Origin of the sequence: Hoeflea algicola, from assembly GCF_026619415.1 — a bacterium.
GTDB classification, from domain to species: domain Bacteria; phylum Pseudomonadota; class Alphaproteobacteria; order Rhizobiales; family Rhizobiaceae; genus Hoeflea; species Hoeflea algicola.
This window is the reverse complement of the sequence record NZ_JAOVZR010000001.1, coordinates 2,955,012-2,971,848: the sequence shown is the minus strand read 5'-3', so window position 1 is coordinate 2,971,848 and position 16,837 is coordinate 2,955,012. Positions and strand designations below refer to the sequence as shown.

Annotated in this window: 15 protein-coding genes; 11 read left to right on the top strand and 4 right to left on the bottom strand. The window is 61.3% G+C overall.

All coding sequences use genetic code 11. The annotated features are described in order from the left end of the window. Position 1 precedes the first annotated feature (1 nt). From sucD to OEG84_RS14505, 7 genes are all read left to right on the top strand, one after another. Positions 2-904, top strand: a complete 903-nt coding sequence (gene sucD / locus OEG84_RS14535; protein ID WP_267654415.1) for a succinate--CoA ligase subunit alpha — start codon at positions 2-4, stop codon at positions 902-904. A 17-nt stretch (positions 905-921) separates the two neighbouring features. Continuing rightward, the gene (locus tag OEG84_RS14530; protein ID WP_267654414.1) at positions 922-1,332 is read left to right on the top strand and encodes a nuclear transport factor 2 family protein; all 411 of its coding nucleotides are present in this window, start codon (positions 922-924) and stop codon (positions 1,330-1,332) included. 66 nt (positions 1,333-1,398) lie between these two features. Next, complete coding sequence (locus tag OEG84_RS14525; RefSeq protein ID WP_267654413.1) at positions 1,399-4,389, top strand: 2-oxoglutarate dehydrogenase E1 component; 2,991 nt, start codon at positions 1,399-1,401, stop codon at positions 4,387-4,389. Between the two features lie 57 nt (positions 4,390-4,446). After that, entirely contained in the window at positions 4,447-5,673 is a 1,227-nt protein-coding gene (gene odhB / locus OEG84_RS14520) for a 2-oxoglutarate dehydrogenase complex dihydrolipoyllysine-residue succinyltransferase (RefSeq protein ID WP_267654412.1), read from the top strand. A gap of 12 nt (positions 5,674-5,685) precedes the next feature. Continuing rightward, the gene (locus OEG84_RS14515) at positions 5,686-6,210 is read left to right on the top strand and encodes a hypothetical protein (protein ID WP_267654411.1); all 525 of its coding nucleotides are present in this window, start codon (positions 5,686-5,688) and stop codon (positions 6,208-6,210) included. Positions 6,211-6,316: 106 nt separating this feature from the next. Continuing rightward, positions 6,317-7,759 carry a dihydrolipoyl dehydrogenase gene (lpdA, locus tag OEG84_RS14510; RefSeq protein WP_267654410.1) on the top strand — a complete coding sequence of 481 codons (1,443 nt, stop codon included), beginning with the start codon at positions 6,317-6,319 and terminating at the stop codon, positions 7,757-7,759. Positions 7,760-7,789: 30 nt separating this feature from the next. Further along, positions 7,790-8,266, top strand: a complete 477-nt coding sequence (locus OEG84_RS14505) for a DUF2867 domain-containing protein (RefSeq protein WP_267654409.1) — start codon at positions 7,790-7,792, stop codon at positions 8,264-8,266. 99 nt (positions 8,267-8,365) lie between these two features. On the opposite strand, the gene OEG84_RS14500 is transcribed toward OEG84_RS14505, so the two are convergent. From OEG84_RS14500 to OEG84_RS14490, 3 genes are all read right to left on the bottom strand, one after another. Beyond that, a complete protein-coding gene (locus OEG84_RS14500; RefSeq protein ID WP_267654408.1) occupies positions 8,366-8,713 on the bottom strand; it encodes a hypothetical protein in 348 nt (115 codons plus the stop codon). A 204-nt stretch (positions 8,714-8,917) separates the two neighbouring features. Then, the gene (locus OEG84_RS14495) at positions 8,918-9,973 is read right to left on the bottom strand and encodes a TraB/GumN family protein (RefSeq protein ID WP_425602917.1); all 1,056 of its coding nucleotides are present in this window, start codon (positions 9,971-9,973) and stop codon (positions 8,918-8,920) included. A gap of 251 nt (positions 9,974-10,224) precedes the next feature. Further along, on the bottom strand, positions 10,225-11,160 hold the full coding sequence (locus OEG84_RS14490; protein ID WP_267654406.1) for a tyrosine recombinase XerC: 936 nt from the start codon (positions 11,158-11,160) through the stop codon (positions 10,225-10,227). 165 nt (positions 11,161-11,325) lie between these two features. On the opposite strand from OEG84_RS14490, the gene OEG84_RS14485 reads away from it, so the two are divergent. Beyond that, complete coding sequence (locus tag OEG84_RS14485) at positions 11,326-12,234, top strand: 1-acyl-sn-glycerol-3-phosphate acyltransferase (RefSeq protein WP_267654405.1); 909 nt, start codon at positions 11,326-11,328, stop codon at positions 12,232-12,234. Positions 12,235-12,277: 43 nt separating this feature from the next. On the opposite strand, the gene fsa is transcribed toward OEG84_RS14485, so the two are convergent. After that, entirely contained in the window at positions 12,278-12,931 is a 654-nt protein-coding gene (fsa, locus tag OEG84_RS14480; protein ID WP_267654404.1) for a fructose-6-phosphate aldolase, read from the bottom strand. Positions 12,932-13,027: 96 nt separating this feature from the next. Between fsa and OEG84_RS14475 the strand changes: the two genes are divergently transcribed. The 3 genes from OEG84_RS14475 (at position 13,028) to OEG84_RS14465 (ending at position 16,826) form a co-directional block, all read left to right on the top strand. Next, entirely contained in the window at positions 13,028-15,232 is a 2,205-nt protein-coding gene (locus OEG84_RS14475) for a primosomal protein N' (protein ID WP_267654403.1), read from the top strand. Positions 15,233-15,483: 251 nt separating this feature from the next. Beyond that, complete coding sequence (locus OEG84_RS14470) at positions 15,484-15,771, top strand: ArsR/SmtB family transcription factor (RefSeq protein ID WP_267654402.1); 288 nt, start codon at positions 15,484-15,486, stop codon at positions 15,769-15,771. Then, positions 15,768-16,826: a permease gene (locus OEG84_RS14465; RefSeq protein ID WP_267654401.1), complete on the top strand. Its 1,059-nt coding sequence runs from the start codon at positions 15,768-15,770 to the stop codon at positions 16,824-16,826. The genes OEG84_RS14470 and OEG84_RS14465 overlap by 4 nt, the downstream gene beginning before the upstream one ends. Positions 16,827-16,837: the final 11 nt, after the last annotated feature.

Sequence of the window (16,837 nt, the reverse complement as noted above, 5' to 3'; positions counted from 1 at the left end):
CATGTCCATTTTGATCGACAAGAACACCAAGGTTCTGGTTCAGGGCCTGACCGGCAAGACCGGCACCTTCCACACCGAACAGGCGCTGGCCTATCACGGCACGCAGATGGTCGGCGGCATTCACCCGAAAAAGGGTGGCTCGACCTGGGAAGGTTCGGGCGGCCAGAAACTGCCGATCTTCGCATCCGTTGCCGAAGGCAAGGCCGAGACCGGCGCCAATGCTTCCGTGATCTATGTGCCACCGGCCGGTGCCGCGGACGCGATCATCGAAGCCATCAATGCCGAGATCGAACTGATCGTCTGCATCACCGAAGGTATTCCGGTGGCCGACATGATCCGCGCCAAGGCGATCCTCGACAAGTCGAAATCACGGTTGATCGGCCCCAACTGCCCCGGCGTGATGACGCCGGACGAGTGCAAGATCGGCATCATGCCGGGCAATATCTTCAAGAAGGGCTCGGTGGGCATCCTGTCGCGCTCGGGCACGCTGACCTATGAGGCTGTGTTCCAGACCACCAATGAAGGTCTTGGCCAGTCGAGTGCTGTCGGCATCGGCGGCGACCCCGTCAAGGGCACCGAGTTCATCGACATTCTTGATCTGTATCTCGACGATCCGGAAACCGAATCGATCATCATGATCGGTGAAATCGGTGGTTCGGCTGAAGAAGATGCGGCCGCATGGCTGATCGAGCAGGCCAAGAAGGGCAGAAGCAAGCCGATGGCAGGCTTCATCGCTGGTCGCACCGCACCTCCCGGACGTACCATGGGCCATGCCGGCGCCGTGATTTCGGGCGGCAAGGGCGGCGCCGACGACAAGATCAAGGCCATGGAAGCCGCGGGCATCCGCGTCTCTCCTTCACCTGCACGTCTTGGCAAGACACTGGTCGAAGTCCTCAAGGGCTGAAATCAAGGACGGTAACGATGAGCGACGCCGTGCGCGAAACGCTGGACCGCTACTACGCTGCGCTGAAAGCGGGCGACAGTCAGGCCCTGCGCGGCGTCGTTTCCGACGACATCGAAGTCCATTATCCGGCGCCTGACGGGCTTTTGCCCTGGGCCGGAGACTGGATCGGCTTCGAGCGGTTCGAAAACTTCCTTGCGACCGTGGGCGATCATTTGGTGATCGACGCGGTCGAACCGCTTGCAATCCATGTGGCTGGTGACACCGTGATCACGGTGCTCAAGGGCGAGTGGACGGTCAAGGCGAACGGACGCGAGGTGCACACAGAAACTGTCAACATGTTCACGCTACGCGACGGCAAGATCGCACGGTACCAGGTCTACAGCGACACAGCAGCGCTGGGTCTCGGGTTGGGCAGGCTGGTGGCGTAAAGCCGCCATAATCCTGCGAAAAAGTCTAGGGAAGGGCCGAAACGGCCCGCGGAAAAGGTGAGATCCATGGCACGCAACGACGAAGCCAATGACATCATGGCGCAGACTTCGTTTCTTTACGGTGGCAACGCCCACTACATCGAGGAAATGTACGCCCGCTACCAGGATGACCCGGGCAGCCTGTCGGCGGAATGGCAGAGCTTCTTTGCCGAACTGAAGGACGATCCCGATCAGGTCCGCAAGGCCGCCGCCGGCGCTTCGTGGAAGCAGCCGGGTTGGCCAATTCAGGCCAATGGCGATCTGGTTTCAGCGCTGGACGGCAATTGGGGCGCGATCGAAAAGGTTGTCAGCGACAAGCTTAGCGGTAAGGCGAAAGCCGCCGGCCAGGCTGTCGATACCGGCGATGTGCTGCAGGCAACGCGGGATTCGGTCCGCGCCATCATGATGATCCGTGCCTATCGCATGCGCGGGCATCTGCACGCCCAGCTTGATCCGCTCGGAATCGCCCAGCAACCCGACAATGATTACAACGAGCTTTCACCGGAGGCCTATGGCTTCACGGAGGCTGATTACGACCGCAAGATCTTCATCGATCATGTGCTCGGGCTTGAATACGCCACGATCCCCGAGATGCTCGACATCCTCAAGCGCACCTATTGCTCGACGCTCGGTGTCGAGTTCATGCACATTTCCAATCCGGAAGAAAAATCCTGGATCCAGGAGCGCATCGAGGGCCCGGACAAGGGCGTCGAATTCACCGAAATGGGCAAGAAGGCGATCCTGCAGAAGCTGATCGAGTCGGAAGGCTTCGAGCAGTTCATCGACGTCAAGTACAAGGGCACCAAGCGGTTCGGCCTTGATGGTGGCGAATCGCTGATCCCGGCGCTGGAGCAGATCATCAAGCGCGGCGGCAATATGGGGCTCAAGGAGATCGTCTTCGGCATGGCCCACCGCGGCCGGCTCAACGTGCTCACCCAGGTGATGGGCAAGCCGCACCGGGCAGTGTTTCACGAATTCAAGGGCGGTTCGTTCAAGCCCGACGAGGTCGAAGGTTCGGGCGACGTCAAATACCATTTGGGCGCATCGTCGGACCGCGAGTTCGATAACAACAAGGTTCACCTGTCGCTGACAGCCAACCCTTCGCACCTGGAAATCGTCAACCCGGTGGTGATGGGCAAGGCCCGCGCCAAGCAGGACCTGCTGGCAACCGTGTTTGACGGAGACATCATTCCGCTGAGCGAACGGGTCAAGGTGATGCCGCTATTGCTGCATGGCGATGCGGCGTTTGCCGGCCAAGGCGTGGTTGCCGAAGTGCTGGGCCTGTCGGGCCTGCGCGGCCACCGTGTTGGCGGCACCGTGCATTTCATCATCAACAACCAGATCGGCTTCACCACCAATCCGGCATTCTCGCGATCATCGCCCTATCCGTCGGATGTGGCCAAGATGATCGAGGCGCCGATCTTCCACGTCAATGGCGACGATCCGGAAGCTGTTGTCTACGCCGCCAAGGTGGCCACCGAATTCCGCATGACCTTCCACAAGCCGGTGGTCATCGACATGTTCTGCTATCGCCGCTTCGGCCACAATGAGGGCGACGAGCCGGCGTTCACCCAGCCGACCATGTACAAGAAGATCCGCAGCCACGAGACGGTGGTGACACTGTATGGGCGCCGGTTGATCGAGGAAGGCGTGATTACCGAAGGCGAATTCGAAAAGATGAAGGCCGACTGGCGCGCCAATCTGGAAACCGAATTCGACATCGGCCAGAGCTACAAGCCCAACAAGGCCGACTGGCTTGACGGTCAATGGACCGGCTTGCGTGCTGCCGACAATCAGGATGAGCAGCGCCGCGGCAAGACGGCGATGCCGCTCAAGCAATTGCGCGAGATAGGCAAGAAGCTGTCGGAAGTGCCGGAGGGCTTCAAGGCTCACCGCACCATCCAGCGGTTCATGGATCACCGCGCCAAGATGGTCGAGACCGGTGAGGGTATCGACTGGGCGTTTGCCGAGGCGCTGGCATTCGGGTCGCTGGTCGCGGAGGGCACCAAGATCCGCTTTTCCGGCCAGGACGTGGAGCGCGGCACCTTCAGCCAGCGGCATTCGGTGCTCTATGATCAGGAAACCGAGGAACGCTACATTCCGCTCGCCAACATCGCCCCGAACCAGGCGCGCTACGAGGTGATCAACTCGATGCTGTCGGAAGAGGCGGTGCTCGGATTTGAGTATGGCTATTCGCTGGCACGGCCAAACGCGCTGACGCTTTGGGAAGCTCAGTTCGGCGATTTCGCCAACGGCGCCCAGGTGCTGTTTGACCAGTTCATCTCGTCCGGCGAACGCAAATGGTTGCGCATGTGCGGCCTCGTCTGCCTGTTGCCGCACGGCTATGAAGGCCAGGGGCCGGAGCATTCCTCGGCCCGTCTCGAGCGGTTCCTGCAGATGTGCGCGGAAGACAACATGCAGGTCGCCAATTGCACCACGCCATCGAACTATTTCCACATCCTGCGTCGTCAGATGAAGCGTGATTTCCGCAAGCCGCTGATCATGATGACGCCGAAATCGCTGCTTCGTCACAAGCGGGCGGTGTCGACACTGGCGGAAATGTCCGGCGACAGTTCTTTCCACAGGCTGCTGTGGGATGATGCCGAGGTGCTCAAGAACCAACCGATCAAGCTGGTCAAGGACAACAAGATCCGCCGTGTGGTGATGTGTTCGGGCAAGGTCTATTTCGACCTCTACGAAGAACGCGAAAAGCGCGGCGTCAACGATGTCTACCTGCTCCGGCTGGAACAGCTTTATCCGTTCCCGGCCAAGGCGTTGATCAACGAGTTGTCACGCTTCCGCAATGCCGAAATGGTGTGGTGCCAGGAGGAACCCAAGAACATGGGCGCCTGGTCATTCATCGATCCCTATCTGGAATGGGTGCTGGCGCATATCGACGCTAAGTTCCAGCGGGTGCGCTACACCGGCCGTCCGGCTTCCGCGTCAACCGCGACAGGTTTGATGTCGCGCCACCTTGCACAGCTTGAAGCCTTCCTTGAGGATGCGCTTGGCGATTAACCCGCCAGCGCCGCCCGCTTGCGATCTGTCTGATTGAGAAAGAACGGAATAATCATCATGGCTACTGAAGTCCGCGTCCCGACCCTTGGCGAATCCGTCAGCGAAGCCACCATCGGCACCTGGTTGAAGAAGGTGGGCGACACCGTCAAGGTCGACGAGTCGCTGGTGGAACTGGAAACCGACAAGGTTTCCATCGAAGTTCCCTCGCCGGTTTCCGGCACTCTGACCGAAATTCTCGCCAAGGATGGTGAAACGGTCGAGGTCAATGGTCTGCTCGCCAACATCACCGAGGGCTATGTTGCCGCGGCGCCGGCCAAGGCTGAAGCGAAAGCTGAAACAAAAACCGAAGCCCCGGCCGCGAAGACTGCGGCCCCGGCTGCTGCCAGCAAGTCTGATACCGACATGCCGGCGGCACCGTCAGCGCAGAAACTGATGGCCGAGAACAAGATCGATGCCGGCGATGTTGCCGGTTCGGGCAAGCGCGGCCAGGTGCTCAAGGGCGATGTGCTCGATGCCATCGGCAAGGGCTCGGCCGCCGCTCCGGTCGCCGCCGCACCGCGCTCGACTTCCTCGGCAGACGATGCGCCACGCGAAGAACGGGTGAAGATGACGCGTCTGCGCCAGACCATCGCGCGCCGCCTCAAGGAAGCCCAGAACACCGCTGCGATGCTGACCACCTACAACGAGGTGGACATGAGCGCGGTGATGGAGATGCGCAAGAAGTACAAGGAACTGTTTGAGAAGAAGCACGGCGTCAAGCTCGGCTTCATGGGCTTCTTCACCAAGGCGGTGACCCATGCGCTGAAGGAAATCCCGGCGGTCAATGCAGAGATCGACGGTACAGACCTGATCTATAAGAATTACTGCCATGTCGGCGTTGCCGTCGGCACGGAGAAGGGTCTTGTGGTGCCGGTGGTGCGTGATGCCGACCAGATGAGCATTGCCGAGGTCGAAAAGGAAATCGGCCGTCTGGGCCGCGCCGCGCGCGATGGCGAATTGTCGATGGCTGACATGCAGGGCGGTACCTTCACCATTTCCAATGGTGGCGTCTACGGCTCGCTGATGTCCTCGCCGATCCTCAACTCGCCGCAGTCGGGCATTCTCGGCATGCACAAGATTCAAGAACGGCCGATGGCTGTCGGCGGCCAGGTGGTGATCCGGCCGATGATGTATCTGGCGCTTTCCTATGACCACCGGATTGTCGACGGCAAGGACGCCGTGACCTTCCTGGTGCGGGTCAAGGACAGCCTGGAAGATCCCGAGCGGCTGGTGCTCGACCTGTAGGAGGCCGATCTGATGGCGTCGAGGCACGCCTGCCGACCGGGTTTCTTGCTGATGGTCGCCGCCCTTGCGGGTGCGGCGACCACGGCGGCGCAAGCGGCGTGCCCTCAGGCGCTGGCGGTCTATAGCGAAGCCGGCTCCAATGCCGAGATTGCCTTCTCCGGGCCTCTGGGAGAGGCCGATAGCATGAGCCACCGCTTCGGCCTGAGTTTCGCCGGCAGTGGCGTTATGATGGAAGGCGTGGTGATGATGGCGGGCGAGCCGGACCGGCCTTGGGGCGTCGTTCTGCATGAATGTCCGCAAGGCGACGCCACCGGCGCCGAGATCGACGCTTGCACGGTGTGGCAAGGGCCGATCTACGCCCTAGACGAGAGCGGTGGGGCTGGGTGGCTGACACTTGCCGCTGGCCCGCAGCCAGCGTCGGCAAGCTTGCTGCTGCCGGATTTTTCCGCCGCCGTGATGCAGTCGAAGGCCTGGCGGGAAAAACGGATTGAACACCTGCCGGGCGATGTGTTTCGTCTCTCGGGCTGTCAGGAATAAGGTGATGCATGCCGGGCGGGGGTGGATTGAACACACACTCGCTTGCATGTTCCGGCCAAGGTTTTGCGGCGCGGCGTGAGCGCGTCAAGTTGAACACGAGGGCTCTTTGCGCGAGCCCGGTTTCGATCAAAAGGAAAAGACCATGAGTTACGACGTCATCATCATCGGATCCGGGCCAGGCGGTTATGTTTGCGCCATCAAGGCAGCACAGCTCGGTCTCAAGGTTGCGGTGATTGAAAAGCGCGCGACGTTTGGTGGTACCTGCCTGAATATAGGCTGTATTCCGTCTAAGGCGCTGCTGCATGCCTCGGAAATGTTCCAGCACGCGGGCCACGGCATGGATTCGCTCGGGGTCGAGGTCGGCGCACCGAAGCTCAATCTTGAAAAGATGATGGCGCACAAGGATGCGACGGTCAAATCCAACGTCGACGGCGTCGCCTATCTGTTCAAGAAGAACAAGATCGACAGCTTCATCGGCACCGGCAAGCTGCTGGGCGCAGGCAAGATCTCGGTGACCGGCGAAGACGGCAAGCCGCAGGAGCTCGAAGCCAAGAATATCGTCATTGCTACCGGCTCGGATGTCGCCGGCATTCCCGGCGTCAAGGTCGATATCGACGAGAAGACCATCGTTTCATCCACCGGTGCGATTGCGCTGGACAAGGTGCCTGACCATCTCATCGTCGTTGGCGGCGGTGTCATCGGGCTGGAAATGGGCTCGGTGTGGGCGCGGCTCGGGGCCAAGGTGACGGTGATCGAATATCTCGACACGCTGCTCGGCGGCATGGATCGCGACGTCGCCAAGCAGTTCCAGCGGATTCTGGCCAAGCAGGGCATGAGCTTCAAGCTCGGCGCCAAGGTTACCGGCGTGGAAAAATCCGGCAAGGGCGCCAAGGTTTCGTTCGAGCCGGTCAAGGGCGGCGACGCCGAGACGGTGGATGCCGATGTGGTGCTGATCGCTACCGGTCGCAAACCCTATACCGAAGGGCTTGGACTGGAAGACGCCGGCGTCGTGCTCGATGAGCGCGGACGGGTGCGCACCGATAATCATTACCAGACCAATGTGCCCGGCGTGTACGCTATCGGTGATGTAATTGTCGGGCCGATGCTCGCCCACAAGGCCGAGGATGAAGGGGTGGCATTGGCAGAGATCATGGCCGGCCAGGCCGGTCATGTGAATTACGGCGTCATCCCGGGCGTGGTCTATACGAGCCCCGAAGTGGCTGCGGTGGGCAAGACCGAGGAAGAACTCAAGGCCGACGGTGTCAAATACAAGACCGGCAAGTTTCCGTTCTCGGCCAATGGCCGGGCCCGGGCGATGCAGGCCACTGACGGTTTCGTCAAGGTGCTGGCCGATGCCGAGACCGACCGGGTGCTGGGCGTTCACATCGTCGGCTTCGGCGCCGGCGAGATGATCCACGAAGCTGCGGTACTGATGGAATTTGGCGGCTCGTCCGAGGATCTCGGTCGCACCTGTCATGCCCATCCGACCATGTCGGAAGCGGTCAAGGAAGCCGCACTCGCCACTTTCTTCAAGCCGCTGCATATGTAGAAGCCAGGTGTCTGGCCACGAGAAACACCTATGGCGATGAAAGCCCGTGAAATCCGGGTTTGTCTGCCGCATCCAGCGCTGCCGGATGCGGATTGGGCCGATTGCTTTGAAATGCTGTCCGCAAGACCCGGGTTGTCGGCGGAAGCTGTCGCTCGTCAGGCGTTCGAACGCATGCCCAAATGGGTTGGCGTGCTGATGGTGCTGCGCAATCTCGTTGTCAGGCCATTCGGCCTGAAGGGCAATCCGGCAGGTGCTGCGACTACGGTGGCGCGTGTCGGGTTCTTTCCGGTCATCAGCAAGAACGACGCGGAGATGGTTCTCGGTTTTGATGACCGGCATCTCGATTTCCGGATTGTGGTGCTTACCGAGCCATCCGGTGACGGTGAAACCCGCATCCGGATGATGACCCTGATCAGGCGGCACAATTTCCTTGGCCGCGCCTATCTGTCGGTGATCATGCCGTTCCACAAATTGATTGTGGCAAGTTCGCTGTCCCGCGTCGGCTGACCAACAGGGATGGCCTATTCCGCACAACAAAAAGCCGCCCGGTTTGTGCCGGGCGGCTTTTGTCTGGGAGGAGCCGGGCCGAAACCCGACTTTAGGTTATCAGTTGCTCTGCGGGGCCGGTTCGACGGGTGCAGCGGCCGGGTCAGCCGGTGCGGTCTCGGCCGGTGCTGCAGGGGCTGCCGGTGCCGGCTGGACTGCTTCGGTACCCGGAGCGCCAGCCTCGGGAGCGACCTGCAGATTGATTTCAGCGTCGGTGTTGGCCGGTGCAGTTGCCGGGCCGCCGTCGGCGCTCCAGTAGACAAAGCCGCCGATGGCAAGCAGGACGATCAGCACGACGGCGGCGATCCAGCCGCCGGACCGACCGGAGTCGACCACGGTTGTTTCGCGGATATGCTCATTCGGGCGGGTGTGTTCGCCGGGACGGTTATGGGGGGTGTATTCAACCATTTCAACATCTCCTTCGTCGGTTATATGGCGCTAACGCCATGACCGGGAGATTGGTTCCGAAGTATTGAAGAAAAAATGGAATCGAATTTTGGAGTTATGTTGAAAGCATTGGATCGCTTGCTTGTGCGCCAGCGCACGTAAACTTACATTATGTAACATTCCGTGTATATTCTGAGATAATACATTCAGTACATACGACAGAGGCTATTGTTGCTGGGTCAGTGTATATCCTGCTTCTTCCAGAAGCGAGACCAGGCCTTGTTCACCCGGCAGATGCAGGGCGCCAACGGCGATAAGCGCGTTGCCCTTGTCGAGGATCGGTGCGGCGCGTTCGGCCATCAGGCGGTTGCGAACCAGCACGATGCGTTCTTCGAACTCGGCATAGCCGCTCACGTCCTCATCGGTGTCGGCGGGACCGGCAGCCAGAATCGCCGGCATGATCAGCGCGATCTCGCCTTCAAGATACAACTCGGTCATGGTGGCCATGATGTCGGGCATCAAATCGGCCAACCGGATAGTCTCGACCAGACCGCGGACGTGAAACTCCATCGGCAGGTCAGCCATCGCCTTGATCTGTTCGCCGATGCTCTCCAGCCCGAGCAGTTGCTTGCCGGCCTTCTTGGCGTCGTTGGCGATCTTCATGTCGAGGAATTCAGCGCCGTCTGCCTTGCGGGCGATCTCGCAGGCGGGCTGAGCGACCAGTCCGGCGATCATCCATGGCTTCATGCGGGAGACCAGCGCCAGAGGAATGCCGCGGCGCGCCAGTTCGGCCTCGACGATGTGGGCGTCTTCGGCGCTCAGCAACGAGGTCAGCGTGGTGCCGTCGGTAAACATCGTCAGTTCCGGCTTCATCATCATTGCGGCCTGGGCCTTGGCCGGGTCGAGAATGTCGATTGTCTCGATGACGACGGTATCGACTGTGTCGAAAGCGGTGCGGGCTGCATCGGGCATGCGGGTGACGCGGGGGTCGGTGACATGCATGGTGCCGAGCAGATAGGACGGCTCAAGACCCGGTTTTTCGATCTTCCACAACAGGCCGCGGCCATTGGGGATCGCCTCTGCCTCGGCCCGGGCCTTAGCCAGTGCTTCCGGGTTGGTGGTTGCCAGACGGGTCACCAGATTCTCGCCACCACAGGATTCGGCGGTTTCGGCGCGAGCCTTGCCGCCACCGAGCAGCAGACCGGTTACCAGCAACAAGAGCAAGACCAGCGGTAGCGACGCGGCAATTGCAAAGACCAGCCGGGGAACCCGCACACACATCGTGTGCAGCTTGGAAATGACGGGCTGGTGTCGCATGTGCAGGCCATTCCTGTTGAATCGTTCCTGCCATTCTAGCGCCGTGGTGGCGACAATTGGGTTAATCGGTCAGTCCGCCTGCAGACGTGGTGAATGCCAGGTTAACGACCGTCTCGGGCAAGACTGCGCGGGCCTGAGCCTGCGAAATAGCGAGGCCGACCAAGGTCCTGCCGCTGCGTCGGCGGTCGACACAAAGCGGGGCCGGGTTTGCGGGATCAGGCGCGGGGATGGGCGCGGTCGTAAATCTCGATTAGCCGGCTGGTATCAACGCCGGTATAGACCTGGGTGGTCGAGAGGCTGGCATGGCCGAGCAGTTCCTGGATGGTACGCAAATCGCCGCCACCGGCGAGCAGGTGGGTGGCAAATGAATGCCTGAGTGCATGCGGCGTGGCGCTGTCGGGCAGGTCGAGCGCACCGCGCAGCCGCCGCATTTCCTTTTGCACGATGGCCGGCTGCAAGGGGCCGCCGCGGGCGCCGCGGAACATCGGTGCATCGGGCGCCGGCGCATAGGGGCACAGCTTGAGATAGGCATCGACCGCCTGACGGGCGATCGGCAACAGCGGCACAAGCCGGGTCTTGTCGCCCTTGCCGGTGATTCGCAGGCTTTCACCACCCTGCGGCAGATCGGCAATCGTCAGCGACAGGGCTTCGGAGATGCGCAGGCCGCAACCGTAGAGCAGTGTCAGCACGGCGGCGTTGCGGGCAGCAATCCAGGGCTCGTCGGCAAGCTGAAGGTCGGTGTCGACCACCCGGCAGGCATCGCGGGCATTGAGCGGCCTGGGCAGAGATTTCGGTTGTTTGGGCGCGCGGGTGGCGGCGGCACCGGCGGCGTTGGCCAGCCCCTTGCGCTCGAGGTGCCTGAGAAACGAACGGATGCCGGCAAGGCCGCGGCCCAGCGTTCTGGCGCCGGCGCCTTGTCGGCGGCGCACGGCCATGAAGGCGCGCAGGTCGAGTGGCTTGAGATCGGCGAGGTCGGCAATCCTCGGCGGCCCACCCAGATGCCCGGTCAGGAAACTCAAGAACTGCCGCAGGTCGCGCTCGTAAGCTTCGGCGGTCTTGGCGGACAGCCGTCGCTCCTGGATCAGTTGCGCGAGCCAGTGCTGCTGTTCCAGAATCACGTCCGGGGCGGCGATAACCAGCGGTTGTTGCATGATGCACCCATGAGTATTCGCCTCCGCGATGTTGCGGAACTTGCAGCCGACTATTGCATTGAGGCCTTAGCGGGGGGTAAACGAGAGCGTTAGCGTGGTGTCATCGTGACATCACAATCGCTTGCCATAGGTTCTGCGACAGCGGAGTCCAGAGGGGTCGGTTCCATGGCGTATGTGGCGGATATATCTGACCGCTTACAGATTTTGGCCCACGGCCGCCCGGGGCATATCATCGATCAGCTGATCGGCGAGCGGGGTGGCCGTCTCGTGGCGCATCCGGCATGGCCGTTGATGCGCCCACTGGTTTACGCAACCCTGAAATATGGCGCCGCTGTGCGAATGGCTGACGCGATTTCAGCGATGTCAGGCCACGAAGCCTTCAAATATCTCAGCGATCTGCTGCAGCTCGATATCCAGTCGCAAAACGCGCACCGGATTCCGCGCGAGGGCGGCTTTCTTCTGGTCGCCAATCACCCAACCGGTATCGCCGATGGCGTGGCAATGTTCGATTTTCTCACCCGGCACCGGCCCGACATGATGATCTTTGCCAATCGCGACGCGGTGCGGGTCAGCCCGCGATTTGATGAAATCATCATCCCGGTGGAATGGCGCGATGATTTCAAGAGCCGTGACAAAACCCGCGAGACCTTGCAACTGACCAACCGCGCGGTTCAGGACGGCAAGGCCACGGTGCTATTTCCATCGGGCCGAATTGCGTTCTGGAACGAAGGGAAACTCACCGAACGTCCGTGGAAGGTATCGGCGGTGACGCTGGCGCGACGGCATTCGCTGCCGGTGGTTCCTGTGCACGTCTCGGCGCGCAATTCCGGGCTGTTCTACTGGCTGTCAAAGCACTCGACAGAGCTGCGCGACATGACTGTGTTTCACGAGCTTCTGAACAAGAAGAACCATACATTCCGGTTTACCGTCGGCGAGCCGATCATGCCGGAAGCGCTTGACGGCGACCCCAATGAAGCGGTGCGGGCGCTCGAATATCACACCGTGCACGGGCTTGCCAAAGACCCGAACCGGGCGTTTGAGGCGGCTCCGAGCGACTGGAGCCAGGCCGCCTGAAAAGCGGCCCGGCATGGCTCATGCGGGTGTCGGTGTCGTCTGCTCAGACAATCTTCTGGCCGGTCTTTTTCCAATCAGCGAGAAAATTCTCAAGACCCTTGTCGGTGAGCGGGTGCTTGACCAGAGCCTTGATGGTGGAGGCAGGAATAGTGGCCACATCGGCGCCGATCAGGGCTGCTTCGCGCACATGGTTGACGGTGCGGATCGAGGCGGCGAGAATTTCGGTGTCGAAGCCATAATTGTCGTAGATCTGGCGGATTTCGCGGATCAGATCCATGCCGTCCATGGCCATGTCGTCAAGCCGGCCGATAAAGGGCGAAATGAAGCTGGCCCCGGCCTTGGCGGCGAGCAGTGCCTGGTTGGCGGAGAAGCACAGCGTCACATTGGTCTGGTGTCCATCGGAAACCAGCGCCCGGCAAGCCTTGAGGCCATCGAGCGTCAGCGGCAGCTTGATGCAGATGTTGTCGGCGATCTTGGCCAGCACCGCCGCCTCTTTCATCATCGCGTCATACTCGGTGGCGGTGACCTCGGCTGAGACCGGGCCGTCGACAATCGCACAGATTTCCTTGGTAACTTCCTGGATGTCGCGGCCGGACTTCATGATCAGCGACGGATTGGTGGTCACCCCATCGATCAGGCCCAGATCATTGAGTTCCTGAATCTCGTTGACGTCGGCGGTATCGACAAAGAATTTCATTTTCTTACTCCAAAGCTTCAGCGGCGGGTTCGTGCCGGCGCTTCAATGATATATCTGGGTTTCCTTTAGCCCAATGTGGGGGCAAGGTCACGCTACATGGACAAAGATTCGCGACAAATTGATGGTGGGCTGTTTCCGCGTAAAGTGGTTCCGGTGCTGCTGCCGATGCCTGCCGAGCGGGCCTATTCCTATGCGCTGCCTGAAGGCGTTGACGCTGTGCCAGGTCAGATCGTGCAGGTGCCGCTGGGCCCGCGGCTGGTTGCCGGGCTGGTATGGGACGGCCCCGCCGACGTGATCAATCCCGACAAGCTGCGCGAAATCGTCCAGGTGTTCGACTGTCCGCCGATCGTCGAGCCAATGCGGCGGTTCATCGACTGGGTTTCGGCCTATACGCTGTCGCCGCCCGGGCTGGTGGCGCGGATGGCGCTGAGGGCGCCGGCGGCGTTTGATCCCGAGCCGATGATCAATGCGCTGCGGCTGACCGGTGAACAGCCGGAGCGGCTGACGGCGGCCCGCGAGCGGGTGCTGGCACAGGCCGGTGACGGGCTGGCCTGGAGCAAGAGCGGCTTGGCACACGCCGCCGGGGTGTCGCCCGGGGTGATCGACGGGCTTGCCGCGCAGGGCGTGTTCGAGGCGGTCAAGCTGCCGCCGCCACCCGTGGTGGCAGCGCCCGATCCGGATTTCAGCCCGGCCGAACTGGAAATCGACCAAATTGCAGCGGCCGATGCGCTGCGCGCCACGGTGGCCAAGGGCGGATTTGCGGTGACGCTTCTTGATGGCGTTACCGGGTCGGGCAAGACCGAAGTCTATTTCGAGGCAATCGCCGAAGCGATAAGGCAGGGCCGGCAGGTGTTGATCCTGCTGCCGGAGATCGCGTTGACCAGCGCATTCCTCGACCGGTTTCACGACCGGTTCGGGGCGCGGCCGGCGGAATGGCATTCGGAACTGGCGCCCAGAACACGCGAAAAGGTCTGGCGGCAGACCGCCGAGGGTCGGGTCAATGTGGTGGCCGGCGCACGCTCGGCGCTGTTCCTGCCGTTTTCCGATCTCGGCCTGATCATTGTCGATGAGGAGCACGACCCGGCCTACAAGCAGGAGGATAGGGTGTTCTACAATGCCCGTGACATGGCGGTGGTCAGGGCGCGGCTCGCCGATATTCCGGTAGTGCTGGCCTCGGCGACGCCGTCAATCGAATCCCGCGTCAACGCCGCCCAGGGGCGCTACCATCACCTGGTGCTGTCGGGCCGCTACGCCGATGCCGGGCTGCCTGATCTCAAGCTGGTGGATCTAAGGCGGCATGCGCCGGCGCGCGGCGGCTTCCTGTCGCCGGTGCTGCTCAAGGCGATGGCCGAGACGTTGGAGCGTGGCGAGCAATCGCTGCTGTTTCTCAATCGGCGCGGCTATGCACCGCTGACCTTGTGCCGAGTGTGCGGGCACCGGTTCGAGTGTCCGCAATGCTCGTCCTGGCTGGTCGAGCACCGGTTCCGGGCGCAACTGCAATGCCACCATTGCGGCCACAACGAGCCGACGCCGCAGGCCTGTCCGTCATGTGGAACGCTGGACCATCTGGTTGCCTGCGGCCCGGGAATCGAACGGATCGCCGAGGAAGCCGACAAGCATTTTCCCAAGGCGCGCACCATCGTGCTGTCATCCGACATGACGGGTGGTACACGGCGGCTCAGGATCGAGCTCGAAGCAATTGCCAAGGGTGAGGCCGATATCGTCATCGGCACACAGCTGGTGGCCAAGGGCCACAATTTTCCGCTGATGACGCTGGTTGGCGTGGTCGACGCCGATCTGGGGCTATCAAACGGCGACCCGCGGGCGGCTGAACGCACCTATCAGCTGCTCTCCCAGGTGACCGGCCGGGCGGGGCGGTCGGGGCGCAAGAGCCACGGCCTGATTCAGACGTTTCAACCGCAGCATCCGGTTATGCAGGCCCTGGCGTCGGGCGATCCGGAGGCGTTCTACGAACGCGAGACCGAGGAACGGCGGCTGGCGGTGCTGCCGCCATTCGGGCGGCTCGCCTCGGTGATCATTTCGGCGGCGACACGGCCTGAGGCAGAGAGCCATGCGCGGGCCTTGCGCGGCTGTGCGCCATCATCCTCGGGAATCATGGTGCTCGGCCCGGCGGAAGCGCCGTTGGCGCTGATTCGCGGCCGCTACCGGTTCAGGCTGCTGGTGCATGGTGCGCGCGGCAACGACATGCAGGCATTCCTGAAACAGATGCTGGCCAAGGGCCCGAAGCCGCGCGGCTCGGTGCAGGTTCAGGTCGATATCGATCCGCAGAGCTTTCTGTAAAGTAGAGCCACGTGGAGCGAGAAGGATGGACTATTTGTTACGGGGGCTTTCAGATGTTCTCTACAGATCTTCTTCTGGTGAAATAGGCGGGCTGCGAGCTTTCACAGCGCACGGCACCAACGGCGCGTAAGCGGACAAAGTATCAATTCGCTGCGCCAGCGCCATTGGCTGCTGTTATCGAAGGGCCGAGCCTGCAGAGCAGATTGATATGGATCAACGCGCATATGCGGAAAAGCGCATATTAACGCGTCATGCAGGAGATACTCAACGCCCTTTGCGATTCAACCCGCCGCGCCGCACTCGCCATCGTTTGGGATGGCGGTGAGCATTGCGTTTGCGAATTGATGGACCGGCTTGATGCAAGCCAGAGCCGCATGTCGCGACACATGAAGGTGTTGCGTGAAGTTGGTCTCGTCGTCGATCGGCGTGATGCGCAATGGGTCCGTTTTCGGCGAAGCCCGGATATTGCGCCAGAAATCACGACGATGATCTCCGCCGTTTTGAACGCCGAAAAACTCTTCGAACAGGAAATCGCATGACGACGGCAATCCATGAAATTGGTCCGAAACGCGAAACGTCAGACTGGGTCTGGTATGCGGGTATTTTTGGTGCTGCTGTCATTGGCTGGCTGGCATACGGTCAGTTGATCCCCTTCTCCGAATGGGTCACCGCCCTGTTCCCCGTTGCCCGCGACAGCCACAGCGGCGAGGCGATCGCATTCTTCGCCTATGATGTGCCAAAGGTGCTTTTGCTACTGACGGGTATCGTCTTTGTGACGGGCGTGCTGCGCAGCTGGTTCAGCCCCGAGAAGACCCGTGCAATGCTTGCGGGCAAACGAGAGATACTGGGCTATCCGCTGGCGGCTTTACTGGGGGTGCTGACGCCGTTTTGTTCGTGCTCGTCTGTGCCGCTTTTCATCGGCTTTGTTTCGGCTGGCGTCCCTCTGGGCGTGACGTTTTCGTTCCTGATCGCAGGTCCGATGGTCGGCCCTGTCGGACTTGGGCTGCTTTATGGCCTGGTCGGGTGGCAAATTGCCACGATCTATCTTGTGTTCGGCTTCTCGATTGCCACGGTCGCAGGCTACGTGATGGGGAAGATGAGGCTGGAACGCTACCTGCAGGATTGGGTGCGCGAACTGAACGCTGGCCCGGTTGGCGACCTGCCCGAGGTAAAGTTCATATTTATCGACAGGTTGAAAATCGGCGTCGAGCAAGTCCGCGAGATTGTCGGCAAGGTCTGGATCTGGGTGTTGGTCGGTATCGGTATCGGCGCATTGATCCACGGCTATGTGCCCGAAGCGATGATGCTGAAGATCATGGGGGGTGAGGCGTGGTGGTCGGTGCCCGCAGCGGTGGTTGTCGGCGTGCCGATGTACACCAATGCTGCAGGCGTCATTCCCATCGTGGAGGCATTGCTGGGCAAGGGCGCGGCTCTTGGTACGACGCTCGCCTTCATGATGTCGGTGATCGCGCTGTCGCTGCCGGAAATGATCATTCTCAAACAGGTGCTGACGTTGCGGTTGATCGCGATCTTTATCGCTGTTGTTTCGGCGGGCATCCTCGCCACCGGCTACCTCTTCAACTTGCTATTGTAACCGGGTTCATG

What these genes read in the sequence shown, in the direction of transcription:
- OEG84_RS14475 (WP_267654403.1), top strand. Translation starts at nt 13,028, where the DNA reads ATGGACAAAGATTCGCGACAAATTGATGGTGGGCTGTTTCCGCGTAAA.
- odhB (WP_267654412.1), top strand. Translation starts at nt 4,447, where the DNA reads ATGGCTACTGAAGTCCGCGTCCCGACCCTTGGCGAATCCGTCAGCGAA.
- fsa (WP_267654404.1), bottom strand. Translation starts at nt 12,931, where the DNA reads ATGAAATTCTTTGTCGATACCGCCGACGTCAACGAGATTCAGGAACTC.
- OEG84_RS14470 (WP_267654402.1), top strand. Translation starts at nt 15,484, where the DNA reads ATGCAGGAGATACTCAACGCCCTTTGCGATTCAACCCGCCGCGCCGCA.
- OEG84_RS14505 (WP_267654409.1), top strand. Translation starts at nt 7,790, where the DNA reads ATGGCGATGAAAGCCCGTGAAATCCGGGTTTGTCTGCCGCATCCAGCG.
- OEG84_RS14530 (WP_267654414.1), top strand. Translation starts at nt 922, where the DNA reads ATGAGCGACGCCGTGCGCGAAACGCTGGACCGCTACTACGCTGCGCTG.
- OEG84_RS14465 (WP_267654401.1), top strand. Translation starts at nt 15,768, where the DNA reads ATGACGACGGCAATCCATGAAATTGGTCCGAAACGCGAAACGTCAGAC.
- OEG84_RS14515 (WP_267654411.1), top strand. Translation starts at nt 5,686, where the DNA reads ATGGCGTCGAGGCACGCCTGCCGACCGGGTTTCTTGCTGATGGTCGCC.
- sucD (WP_267654415.1), top strand. Translation starts at nt 2, where the DNA reads ATGTCCATTTTGATCGACAAGAACACCAAGGTTCTGGTTCAGGGCCTG.
- OEG84_RS14490 (WP_267654406.1), bottom strand. Translation starts at nt 11,160, where the DNA reads ATGCAACAACCGCTGGTTATCGCCGCCCCGGACGTGATTCTGGAACAG.
- OEG84_RS14485 (WP_267654405.1), top strand. Translation starts at nt 11,326, where the DNA reads ATGGCGTATGTGGCGGATATATCTGACCGCTTACAGATTTTGGCCCAC.
- OEG84_RS14495 (WP_425602917.1), bottom strand. Translation starts at nt 9,973, where the DNA reads ATGTGTGTGCGGGTTCCCCGGCTGGTCTTTGCAATTGCCGCGTCGCTA.
- OEG84_RS14525 (WP_267654413.1), top strand. Translation starts at nt 1,399, where the DNA reads ATGGCACGCAACGACGAAGCCAATGACATCATGGCGCAGACTTCGTTT.
- OEG84_RS14500 (WP_267654408.1), bottom strand. Translation starts at nt 8,713, where the DNA reads ATGGTTGAATACACCCCCCATAACCGTCCCGGCGAACACACCCGCCCG.